This is a genomic window from Chryseobacterium sp., from assembly GCF_041914225.1.
Lineage (GTDB): Bacteria > Bacteroidota > Bacteroidia > Flavobacteriales > Weeksellaceae > Chryseobacterium.
This window is the reverse complement of the sequence record NZ_JAYSDT010000027.1, coordinates 25,663-38,521: the sequence shown is the minus strand read 5'-3', so window position 1 is coordinate 38,521 and position 12,859 is coordinate 25,663. Positions and strand designations below refer to the sequence as shown.

At 38.1% G+C, this 12,859-nt stretch carries 5 protein-coding genes and 1 pseudogene; 2 read left to right on the top strand and 4 right to left on the bottom strand.

Annotation, left to right across the window (positions count from 1 at the left end):
- The first annotated feature begins 1 nt into the window (after nt 1).
- Complete coding sequence (locus ACE3RB_RS12995) at nt 2-1,423, top strand: SusD/RagB family nutrient-binding outer membrane lipoprotein (protein ID WP_374464595.1); 1,422 nt, start codon at nt 2-4, stop codon at nt 1,421-1,423.
- 81 nt (nt 1,424-1,504) lie between these two features.
- On the top strand, nt 1,505-3,265 hold the full coding sequence (gene argS / locus ACE3RB_RS12990; RefSeq protein WP_374464594.1) for an arginine--tRNA ligase: 1,761 nt from the start codon (nt 1,505-1,507) through the stop codon (nt 3,263-3,265).
- Nucleotides 3,266-3,379: 114 nt separating this feature from the next.
- On the opposite strand, the gene ACE3RB_RS12985 is transcribed toward argS, so the two are convergent.
- The 4 genes and pseudogenes from ACE3RB_RS12985 to ACE3RB_RS12970 all read right to left on the bottom strand — a co-directional run bounded on the left by ACE3RB_RS12985 (nt 3,380) and on the right by ACE3RB_RS12970 (nt 12,856).
- Complete coding sequence (locus ACE3RB_RS12985) at nt 3,380-4,321, bottom strand: YihY/virulence factor BrkB family protein (protein WP_374464593.1); 942 nt, start codon at nt 4,319-4,321, stop codon at nt 3,380-3,382.
- 1 nt (nt 4,322) lies between these two features.
- Nucleotides 4,323-6,650 carry a BamA/TamA family outer membrane protein gene (locus ACE3RB_RS12980; RefSeq protein ID WP_374464592.1) on the bottom strand — a complete coding sequence of 776 codons (2,328 nt, stop codon included), beginning with the start codon at nt 6,648-6,650 and terminating at the stop codon, nt 4,323-4,325.
- Nucleotides 6,650-11,677, bottom strand: a pseudogene (locus ACE3RB_RS12975) (translocation/assembly module TamB domain-containing protein). Before ACE3RB_RS12975 ends, ACE3RB_RS12980 begins: the two are co-directional and overlap by 1 nt.
- A gap of 291 nt (nt 11,678-11,968) precedes the next feature.
- Nucleotides 11,969-12,856, bottom strand: a complete 888-nt coding sequence (locus ACE3RB_RS12970; RefSeq protein WP_374464591.1) for a cbb3-type cytochrome c oxidase N-terminal domain-containing protein — start codon at nt 12,854-12,856, stop codon at nt 11,969-11,971.
- Nucleotides 12,857-12,859: the final 3 nt, after the last annotated feature.

Below are 12,859 nucleotides of genomic sequence, written 5' to 3'. Positions count from 1 at the left end.
AATGAAAAATATTATAAAAATAAGTTTGGTGTCTGCATGTATTGGATTAGCTTTAAGTTCATGTCAAAGTGATTTAACTTCTCTTAATGATGACCCTAAACACCCGTCGGTTCTTCCATCTGATAACTTACTAGCTACTGCATTATATCAGTCATCTTATTATATGGATAACCCTAGTGTAAATTTTAATAATTACAGATTCTTTACACAACAATGGGCGGAAACTCAGTATCCGGATGAAACCCAATATAATTTGGTAACCCGTAATCAACCTCGTAATCATTTTAACAGAATGTATGTTTACAGTATTAACAATCTGAAACAAGCAAAAATGAATCTGATGAATGAGGTGGAAACGGATGATATACGAGCTAATAAGTTGGCAACTTTAGAAATTGAAGAGATTTTTATTTGGGAAAATATTGTTGATACTTATGGGGATGTTCCTTATTCTGAAGCTTTCAAACCGGATGAGATTTTAACTCCTAAATACGATGATGCTAAGACTATTTATCTTGACTTGATCAAAAGAATTGATGCTGTTACTGCTACTATAAAACCTGCAGCTACAGGTTATAGTGATCTGGTTTACGGAGGTAATATGACTAAATGGAAGAAATTTGCTAATTCTATTAAATTAAGATTAGGGATGAATTTAGCAGATGTTGATCCTGCATTGTCAAAAACTATTGTTGAATCGGCGATTGCCAGTGGTGTTATTTCTTCTGACGATGATGCTTACAAATTCAAATATGATGGAAATACTTTTTCCAATCCGGTATTTGATAATTTAGTAGCCTCAAACAGGAATGATTTTTTACCTAGTGAACTAGCAATTAATACTATGAGTACTCTTTCCGATCCAAGAATGGATGTGTGGTTTACCAAAGTAGGAGGAGTATATAAAGGAGGCGTTTTTGGAGAATTAAATGATCCATATACTAATTTCTCTCAATTAAGTTCTTATTTCAGAAGTGCTACTGCAGCATCCAATCTTTTTAGTTATGCGGAAGTAGCCTTCTTAAAAGCAGAGGCTGCTGCAAGAGGATATTCAGCTGGAGGCACTGCTGCAGAGCTTTATGCAGCTGCTGTGAAAGAATCTATGAGGGAGAATGGAATAAGTGGTACCATCGCAGATGCATATGTGCTTGCACATCCTTATAATCCGGCAAACTGGAAGCAATCTATAGGTGTACAAGCTTGGATTGCTATGTTTAATAAAGGTTTTGCTAGCTGGAACTTTACAAGACGTTTGGATTACCCTATTCTTGTGAATCCTCCAAAATCTAATTTATCTTCAGTGCCTTACAGAATGCCTTATTCTGATCAGGAATATGTATTGAACGGAGCTAATGTAAAAGCTGCCGGTGATAAAATTGGTGGAGATAAGGCTACAACAAAGCTTTTCTGGGATAAGAATTAACACATATTTTATTAACATTCATATTATACCGCCTTCGGGCGGTTTTTTTATTTCCGTATATTTGTACTTCAAAATTTTGACATGAATATTAAAGATATTATAGAGCAAAAACTTTCGGAAGTCATTTTAAATGTATACCAGTTAAAAGACATCAAACTGGAAGTTCAGGAAAATAAAACAGAGTTTGAGGGCGATTTTACGATTGTCACTTTCCCTTTGGTAAAACAGTTGAAAAAGAATCCTGAAAGCATTGGGGTTGAATTAGGAGAGGCTTTGACAGAGCAGACGGAACTTTTTGAAAGCTTTAATGTAGTAAAGGGTTTCCTTAATGTTAAGGTGAAAAACCAATTGTTTGTGGATAACTTCAGGTCTGTAAGTGAAAATTTCTCTACAATAGAAAAGAAAAATTCTACGGTAATGGTAGAATATTCTTCGCCGAATACTAACAAACCATTACACTTGGGGCATATCAGAAATAACCTGTTAGGATTCTCGGTTGCTCAGATTTTAAAAGAGGCCGGATATGATGTAATTAAAACTCAGATCATTAATGACAGAGGAATTCATATCTGTAAATCCATGCTGGCATGGGAGAAATTTGGGAACGGAGAAACTCCTGAAACAACCAATACCAAAGGAGATAAATTTGTTGGAAACTATTACGTAGAGTTTGACAAAAATTATAAAAAAGAAATTGCAGAGCTTGTAGAGCAGGGTGTAGGTGAGGAGCAGGCTAAAAAAGAGGCTCCGGTAATGAAGGAAGCTCAGAAAATGCTTCTGGACTGGGAAAATGGAGATGAAAAAGTAAGAGCGCTTTGGGCAGAAATGAATTCATGGGTTTATAAAGGATTCAATGAAACGTATAAAAGATTAGGCGTTGACTTTGATCAGGTTCAGTATGAAAGCAACACATATATTTTAGGAAAAGATCTTATTCAGGAGGGGCTGGATAAAGGAGTTCTGTACCAGAAAGAAGATGGTTCTGTGTGGTGTGACCTTACAGATGAAGGTCTTGATCAGAAGCTGTTACTTCGTTCAGACGGTACTTCAGTCTATATGACGCAGGATCTTGGAACAGCCGTAGAGCGTTTTAAGCAAAATAATATTCAGAAACTGATCTATACAGTAGGAAATGAACAGGATTATCACTTCCAGGTTTTATTTAAAATCCTGAAAAAGTTAGGATATGAATGGGCAGACCAGCTGTATCACCTTTCTTACGGAATGGTGGAATTGCCTGAAGGTAAAATGAAATCCCGTGAAGGAACTGTCGTAGATGCTGATGATCTGATGCAGGAAATGTATGAGACCGCAAAATCTAAGGCTCAGGAATTAGGAAAACTGGAGACTCTTTCTGAAGAAGAGAAAGAAGCTTCTTATGAAACGGTAGGACTGGGAGCATTGAAATATTTTATGCTGAAAGTGGATCCTAAGAAAAAAATGCTTTTCAACCCTGCAGAGAGTATTGATTTCAACGGGAATACAGGTCCGTTTATTCAATATACTTATGCACGTATCCAGTCATTGTTGTCTAAAGCAGGTACTTTGCAGACTGGAACAGCTGAGATTGAATTAAATCAGTCTGAAAAAGAATTGATTATGCAGTTGGCAAACTTTAAAACTGTTGTAGCCAAGTCAGCAGAAACATTAAGCCCGGCATTGGTTGCCAATTATGTTTATGACCTTGTAAAAACATACAACTCTTTCTATCAGAATAATCCGATTCTGAATCAGGAAGATGAGAAGATAAAACAATTCCGTTTGAATATTTCAGATATCACAGCGAAAACGATCAAAAAATCGTTGGAACTGTTGGGAATCGGAACCGTAAACAGAATGTAAACATAAAATCCTCCTGAAATTTCAGGAGGATTTTTTATATCAATTAATTGGTTTTATGCTGGCAATTCGGATCGTATCTCAAAATCCCGAACCTCGAATCCTGCATGCCACATGTTACGTCTTATCATCGGGCTCACTATGCATCTGCTTCAAACTATCCGCATACAACTTAGCCGGAGTCCATCGTGCATGTTTGGAAAGTGTGACTTTATATCCCTTTTTATAAGTGTAAACCTTGGTAAATTCAGCACCGAAAAATATCAGCATACAGGAATAGTTGATCCACATCATGATCAGGATAACCGTTCCGGCTGCACCAAAGGCTGAAGTAGGCTTTACCTGATTGAAATAAAGGCTTAATAAAAATTTTCCGAGGGTAAATAAAACGGTTGTCAGAAATGCGCCTTTCCATACAGGTTTCCAGCTGATCAAGACATCAGGGAGCACTTTAAACATTAAAGCAAATAGGAGCATAACCAGACCAAAACCCACTGCAAAGTTGACAAGCTCTACCAGCATATAGGTTTCAAAACCAAAATATTGGGTGATAATCGTATTAAACAGGCTGATCAGAGAAGACAAAATCATGGTGATCATCAAAAGGAATCCCAGAATAAGAATCATTCCTAAAGAATTGGCTCTATCCAGTAAAAATTTTACTAATGCTTTTTTGGGAGCAGCTTCTACTTCCCAAAGTGTATTCAATGAATGCTGAAGCTGAAGAAAAAGCGTTGTAGAACCGAAAACCAATGATCCGACTCCTACAGCTTTCATAAAAATATTCTTTTTGTCAATCAAAGCGCCCGCCAGCATCCCTTCGATACTTTTTGCCACATCAGGACCCATAATACCACTGATCTGCGTGCTGATCTGTCCGCGGATCGCTTCCTCTCCAAAGAAATTTCCAAGCACCCAGATAATAATAATCAATAATCCCGGGATTGAAAAGATAGCATAATAGGCAAGACTCGCTGAATCTTTTGATGCAGAAGAATTGTTCCATTCTGTAAACGTGTCTTTCAGGACCTCCCAGAAAAATTTGGCAGTTTTGATCATATTAAAAAGGATATCCGATGGCAATATTTAAAACAAGATTATCTTTTCTCCAGCTTGGATCTCCGAAGTTAATTTTGTCGAAGGCCCATCTGTCTCCCTTCTGATAATAAGGAACTCTCAGTGGCATGGCCAGATCCAGTCTTAAGATCAGGATAGAAAAATCCAGCCTCAGACCTACTCCGGCTCCCACCGCAATTTCATTTAAAAAATCTTTTGAAAACTTAGCCCCGGGTCTGTTTTCATCGTCATGAAGAAGCCAGATGTTTCCGGCATCTATAAACACAGCAGCATTTAAGAACTTATAAAGATTGGCGCGGTATTCGGCATTTAATTCCAGCTTAACATCTCCGGACTGATCGAAGTAAGAACCTTCCGGTATGGTTCTCGGATCAAAGCTTCCCGGTCCCAATGTTCTTGCACGGAATGCTCTGATACTGTTACTTCCTCCTGAGAAAAACTGCTTGGAGAAAGGAATAAATTCTGAATTCCCGTATGGATAAGCAATTCCTCCGATAAATCTCGTTGCCAGTGAAGACTTTTCACTAAACTTATGATAGAACCTGAAATCATTTTCAATTTTTACATACTGGCTGAAAGGAATACCAAATATTTTCTTCTCTTTATCTTTTTTTACATCAGCACCCGTAACCAGCTCCGTAATATTTCCTGCCAGATCAAGCATCCCTTTATAGTAAATGGTATTGGTCTTAGGCAGCATGGTATTGGTATAAGTGTAAGAATAAGTAGGACCAAAAATGAGCTGCTTATCTACAACCCGCTGCATAGCAGGATTGCTGGCAGACTTAATATGATATTCTTCTGTAACATTTGCCGGAGAAACCAATGTAATATCAATCACTTTCAGATCATGCTCCTTCCTTGCATTTTCTTTCCATAAATATCCGAATGACCCTGTGAAATTATTAAGCGTGTAATACTGTGTTCTGTTTTGGAATTCATATCCCAATGTGATATTCGTTCTGGGAACAAACTCACTGGATGAATGAAAACGGAACGGTGCTACAATTCTTGGAATTGAAAGCTGTACATTTGTTCCTGCACGGAAAATATTATTGGCATTCTGGGCTCCTCCCATCTGGAAATCAAAAGCGCCGTAGATCGCAGCTTTGAATTGTTCTGCGCCCCTGAAGAAGTTTCGGTGTGTCCAGTTCAGGTTCAGCTCACTTCCTGCATAGTTGGCAGAATTGGTTCTTCCTAATGCTTCCAGACGAAGGGACTGAATTTGTCTCGGAGTTAATAAATAATAGGCGTCAAATTTATGGCTTAGAGAATCAGATACAATGAACTCATTCTTTACAAATTTGAAAACCCCCAGACTGATCAGCCGGTTCAGAGTCAGGTTATGATTGGAACGGTTATACAGATCTCCCTGTTTGAAATATAAGGCTCTGTCAAAAATCTTTGGTTTGAATTTATGCTGTGGATCAATTACATATATATCATCGAAAGCATATTTTGAAAGAGAGTCTTTATTCATCGGGATGCTGTATTTTCCATCTTTTACATCCTGAATGTTGTAGTTGGGAAATACAATCACTTTGTCAATACTGAATTGCTGAGTCGCTAAATTCGGAGTATTGTCTTTCAGTTTTACGTTAAGTTCAACCTTATGATTTTTGCTTACCGTGCTGTCTGCCTGTACGATAATATTATCCGGATGAAAATAATAAAAACCTCTTTCCTTTAACCTGTTATCAATTCTTTCTCTTTCCGCCTTAATGACATCAAGGTCAAAAGGTCTGCCGTCTTTGAGAAGGGTTTTATCAGCAAAGCTCTGGATTTCCTGATTAACCAGTGTAGAGTCCTTCTGAAACTTTACTCCATCAATAAGGTATCTTGAACCTGGCCTTAGCGTATAAATAACCTTAGCTTTTTTATGTTTTGAAACCGTATCATAAGTAGCTTTAGCATTAAAATACCCTTTGTTTTCAGAATAATTTTCAATAATATCTTTATTGAATTCTCTGTCTACATCACCTAATAAAACTGGTTTTTCGCCCACTTTATATTTAAGCCAGTAATTAAAACCTTTGTCTTTTTTAGGCTCTTTGGCTATGTTATAGAAATACAGTTTTGGGCGCATTCCTAAAAATGTAGAATTGGGTTTGGGGGTGAGATTGGCTTCCAGTGCAGACTGCAATTCTTTTTTTTCTTTTTTTGAAATCGTATCGTTTTCAATCTTTACTTCAGCTCCTGTGTAGAGCATCTGGCCTTCTTTCAAAAACCTGGTATTGCTGCACGAAATCACCGTTGATGCCATCCCGGAAACCAACAGGTACTTACAATATATATGGAACTTATTACTCATTATTTAAATTCTACCACTTGGTTATTTTGATTCTTTTTCGGTTTTTTCTCTTTGGATTTCTGGAAAATCTCCCGGAATTTGTCATAATCCAATGTAATAATGAATCCGACTCCGGTTTCTATGATCTGCCCCTGAAGAGCCACCTGGTATTCATCCTTGCGATAAGCACGAAGCATATATCTTCCGTCTTTGGAAAGACTGTAATCTACAGAAACATTCCCTGCAATATTGGTCATATTTTCATTCTGACGGGCCTGGCCTTCCAGCCCGAAGTTGCTTCCCACCGTTACTTTCAATCGGTCATTCAAGAGTTTTTTACTGATATCCACATTCAAATCGGTTCTCGTATTTTTCTCCCCGCTGGAATAATCTTCTGAAGAATCAAGACCAAAATTAAGATCTACTCCTTTAATCAGACCTGCCGCAAGATTATTCAATTGCTGAGAAAGGATTTTACTCACACTCTGTCTTGCCATGGTCTCCGCAGACATTCCTGCTCCGCTTTCAAATGGATTCTCCCCTATGAAACGGTTCAGAAGCAATAAGGCAAATACCTGCTTATTCAGTTCTGATTCCTGGGTTCTGACCTGAGCGAGTTTCTGGTCAATAATATCTTTTACATTCGTGGATACGGCATTATTTTTTTCATCCGTAGTAATATCGAAAGTGAGCTGAGGTTTCAGAAGTTCACCTTTCATCTTCAATAATGCATTGAAAGGTACCCTTTGCTTAAACTGATTGATTGTAGAGGCACTTTCTCCACTGATCTGCTGTTCTACAAGGTCAATAGGTGGTGCTTCAGTTTTGTAAACCGCTGTAATATCCATCTGGGCCATGGTAGGTTCACCGGTCCAGGTAATAGTACTTCCTTTCTGGATATCAAATTTACGTTTCAGGAAGCTTACAGAGAGATCATAGCTTCCTTTGTCCACTTCATATACTCCTACCAATGTGGTTTTTCCTGACGGATCTATTCCTCCGGTTAATTCTGCCTCACCCTGAAGCTGTACAAAATCACCATTGGCTTTATCAATAATTAATGAAAGTTTTGCTTCTTTGCTTACTTCAATATTGACACTTACGTCCATCCCTTTGATGCGGCTCTGCGCAGTAAGGGTATCTGCTTTAATGGTTTTATTCAATACAACCTGATCCTGATCTACAAACTCTACAATGCCGTCTCTTTCCTGTAAAGATGGGCTGGATTGAGGAAGGACGAAAGTGAAATCCGTATTGTCAGCTACGTTCAGTTTTCCGTCTACTTTTGGAAGATCCAGGTTTCCTCGGATATGAAGACCGGCGTCAATAGCGAGAATACCATACATGATTGCATCATTGGATTTTTCCGAATTAACCACTTTAAAGTCTTTGGCATTCACGTTCAGGTTAAACGCAAAATCTCTGTACGTCTGGGTAAGAACCTGCCCATCCACAACAAGTGCGTTACCGTCTTTATCTTTTATTTTGAATCTGTCAAACTCAATTCCACGGCTGGTAAAATCTATTTCATCACTCAGATGTCTGAAATCACTTCCTGTTTTGGCAATTTCCAATCCTGCATCATTGAATTTTACTTTTCCTGAAATATTTGGTTTATCACTGGTTCCTGTAATCTTTAAGTTTCCTGAAAGATATCCTTCGGTATTGGTAATCGCATTCATAGAGAATCCCTGAATGCTCTTCATTTGAAGCTGGTTGATGGCCATATTCAGGTCAAAAGTACTGGATGAAGTATTGTAATCTCCCAGGATTTTTACATCATTGTTATTCCCGGAAAGAGCGATGTCGGCATTTAAAACATTCGGTGAAGCATTGATCACTTTTACGGCGAGGTTTCCGACAGGGCTTCCGTAGACGATTAAATCTGAAATATTCAGGTCGGAAGTGAAAGTCATATTTTTAGTGACATCCCGAAGCTGTGCCGTACCGTTGATAGTCCCTCTTGCAAGAACTGTATCTTTTTTAATAAGTTCCGTAATGGTTTCAATCTTAAAATCTTTCAACGAAATATTTAAAGGGCTGGCAGGGCTGGCACTTTCAGACTGAACAGCAATTTCACTGCTTCCATTGGATAAAATAAAGTTATCCGCCAGAATTCCTTTGCTGCTGATCTGAATTTTATTGTTTTCTGCAACATTCCAGTCAGTATAATTCAGTTTTAGACCATTGGGATTAAGAGAAATTTCGGTAATGTCATTCAAGGATTTTGCGTTTCCTGCAATCAGGAACCGGGTGGCATCCTTTTCATCTTTTGTCGTGACATTGTATCGGATTGTGTTATCTGCAACATCTCCGTCAATACTGATTTTATTTAAAGAAAAGCTTGAGCTTTTTAAAGCCGCAACATTCAGGCTGTACTGCAGCGCCTGATTTTCATTGGTAACTTTTAGAGTTCCTTTTTCAATAGAATTTTCACCATACAATAATCGTGGAATCTGCCCGTCAATTTCAATTTTCTGAGAATCGGCGTCATAGTTTCCTGCTAAATTTATGGTTTCAAAGTCTTTCAGATCCGGAATAAATTTTCAGATCAGGTCATCATTTTTGATTTTGGCCGTAAAGGTAAAGTGCTGCCCCGGATCAATTTTCCGGGTTTTATCCGGTTTCTGGAACTGATAATACTGGTTGACAGTTTGCGTCAAAGCGCCAAAAACCTGGGTGAGCTTATATTTTCCTTTCAGTTCTGCGTCGGCAATCTGAGAATTGAAAATAATATTGGTGGAATCCTGAGTGGATGAAGCCTTCAGATTAACTTCCTGTACAGGATATACTTCTTTGGTATCTGAAAAAGCAAAATCTTTAAGGTTGAGATATCCGTTCAGGTTATTGGGATCTAAGCTGGAGAAATCACCATCAATTTTTCCGGCAATAATCATTGGTTTTTCATAGAAGCCCAGCTTGTTAACATCCAGCTTAATAACTTCTCCGTTCACTTTTACCGTTGGATTTTTTTCGTCATAAACTCCGGAAGCAGTTAGCTGTAAGCTGGCATTGGGATCTTTGGAATCCAAAATAACATGATATGCTCCCTTATTGATCTTTCCGGTAAGGTTCATATTCTGATAACGGTATCCCCTGTAGACAGCAGAAGCAACATACCCCTTTAAATCAGCATTGGCATTCTTAAAATCAAAGCTTTCTCCTTTTGCTGCAATTTGTGCAGTGACAGGGCCAATATCTTTATTCTGGATGATTTTTCCTACCTGTATTCCCTGAAGATTGGCTTTTACATTATACAATTCATGATTTTTTCTCCTCATATCTACCTGTGCGATAATGGCAGCATTTCCGAGAGTAGAGTAGAGGTTAAGATCGGTATTTACTACTTTCGTTGTCCCTTTTGCATTTCCTTTGATGCTGAAATGGGATGGAAGCGAAATATTGGATGGAATTGTATTTTTAGGGACAAGATTGAATATCGTTTTGGCACTGGAAGAAAATTCGCCGATTCTCAGGTCATAATATAACTGATTCGGATTCATCGCATTCCTGATTTTTCCGGACGCCATTACCCTCAGCTGATCCAGACCGGAAACTTTAAGATCCTGAATCAAAAGATCATTGACGCTCCCTTTTACATTAGCATTTACATTAAGAATAGCATTTGGATATTTGTTGAATGGAACTGTATTTCTTAAAGTCGGAACCAGGTTCAGAATATCTGAGAATCCGATTTTTGAATCTTTGATATTGGCTGAAATTTTCACGGCGCCTAAGTTTGAACTCAGCTGATCAATAGAGTTATAGTTTAAAATAACCTCATCACGCAATAATGTCTTTGGGGTTTGCAGATAAAGGTCTTTGAGATAAGCTTCTTTTTCAGCATACACAAAATCCGTATTGAACTTCTGAATATCCAGACCTCTGCCTTCTTTAATCTCTGCAGAATTCACCGTTCCGGCAAAAGTATTATTCTCCATTTTAAAGCTTCTCACCTCCACATTCATTTTTGAAAAATTAAGGTGGTTGAAGTCCATTCCCTGCTTGGTTGGAGCAATGGCAGTGTTATTATAGACTGCTTTTACATCATTCAGGACGAGTTTTCCTAAAAGAAGTTTCATGGCTTTATCCTGATCGGAAGCTTTGGAAACCTCAGGTTCTTTTGTGTTTTTCGGATTGGCATTCTGAGCGGGAAGATAAAGGTTGGCGTTAATATCTGCCCCGGAAAGAAATACATTCGCTACGTTGAAAGCATTATTTTCAAGATCCAGTTTATTGACCTTTGTGCTCAGTTCTTTAAAGATAATTTTTGCAAATGTTTTGGTGTTTTCATCACCGTAATCAATATCGAAATGGGTAAGCTTAATGCCTCTCAATTCAATATTCATCGGCTTTTTTTCATTGAGGGAATCCACTTTTTTCTCTACCTTTTTGGCAACTTCTTCTACAAGGTCCTGCTTTAGCTTTAATTTTAATCCGTCAAGATTAATATCATTGACGGCATAGTTGTTTTTGCTAAGGTCAAAGGTTTTTACCCTCGTATCGAACGATTTAAAATAGAGCTTAATATCATTCTTCGACTGCTGGTCGTTGAAAGTAACACCGATATCTTTTAAATTGATTTTATCAAGGGAAATAATAAAAGGTTTGGAAGGACTTTCTTCCTTATCAGTGGTGGCAAAAGCATCGATGATATAATCAAAATTGAATTTTCCGTCCGGCTTCCGTACCACATTGGCGCGGGCTCCTTCCATATTGACGGATGTAATATCTGCTGTAGAATTAAGAAGTTTTAGCATGTGTAAACCTACATCCAGTTTTTTCACTGCCAGAAGGGTATCTACATCCTGTCCTTTGAGATAGAGGTTTTCCATGACAAGGCTGTTGGGAAACCCGATGTAGACTTTTTCAAGGCTTACCGGGGTTTTGATTTTTTTCTCAAGGTAAACAATGAGTCTGTCTTTAATGAAATTTTGAACGGCAGGAAGTCTTAAGCTTAATATCAACAGGGTAAGAAGAACCAATATTGAAATAAAGGTTATTGCAATACGCCTTAAGAGTTTTGTGGTGTTGATTTTCAGTTTCAAATGCGATGTGGTTTCTAACAAAGATAATAATACTATTTTATTTGGTCTTTGTTGTGGTATCCTTTGCGAATGCAAAAATCCTGCCTTGGCCGTCTTTTTATGGAATTTTAGTTTGTAGTTTTCAAGTGAATAGTTGAGTAGGACGAACCAAGGCAAGAATTGTTATTGTAAAAAACGCCCCCTTTTTATCATTTTTTAATGTTGAAAAGGTTAGTTAGCAAAAATGAAAATTCAAATGTTAGTGTAGTAAAGGGGGCGTGGCATGGTTTATAAGATAGATAATAAATTTTTTTATTCATTTCCGTTTTCCCATTTTACCTCTTCTCCCTGAGGCGCTGCTCCGCCCTGTGCGGTTGTTATAGGAGCAGTTTCCTGGTTGATGTGGTAAATGTAAGCGGCAATTTTTTCAGCATCTCTTCCCGTAATGGTTCCTTCCTTGATGAATGGTCTCATGGTAGGATTGTTGGGAGAACCGTTTTCAAGCATCCAGAAAACATTTTTAAATAAGCTTTTTTCTTTAATATTAATCCAGTGGGTATCGGTAAGGTTAGGACCTATACCTCCTTTTCCTCCGTCTCCGTGGCAGGTAACACAGTTTGTTTTGAAAAGTTCCTGTCCTTCCGCAATATTATCAGCACTGTATTTTGCAGATTCCAGATTGATCTGCGGGGCACTTTTTTCATATTCTTCGATGGAAGCTAACATGGTTTTTACCTCCTTGGTATATTCTACATCCGGGTGGGCATAATCTGTAAAAGAGAAAGCTACCAGATACACCGCGCAGAAGATACATCCGAACCAGAACAGACCGATCCACCACTTCGGAAGAGAGTTGTCAAGCTCTGTAATTCCATCGAAACCATGATCGATAAGGATATCTTTTTCTTCCGTAGCAGTTTGTTTTTTGAAGGCAGAATTCCATAATTTCTGATAATAAGGAATCTTTTTTTCTTCCAGGTATTGCTTTTTCTCCTCTTCTGATAATCTGTTGAAACTTTCATTCTCCACCAGATCTCCAATGGAGTTCATGATCAGCAGAAGGATAACAGCGATTAATATCAGTGCCCAGAAAAAAGGAGAAGAAAAATATCCTGAATCTCCGGCGAACATTTCAAAGGCCATGATCGTTAAACCTATCGTTGTTGCGATATATACTGAAATTGGGGTTCTCGTTTTCATTGC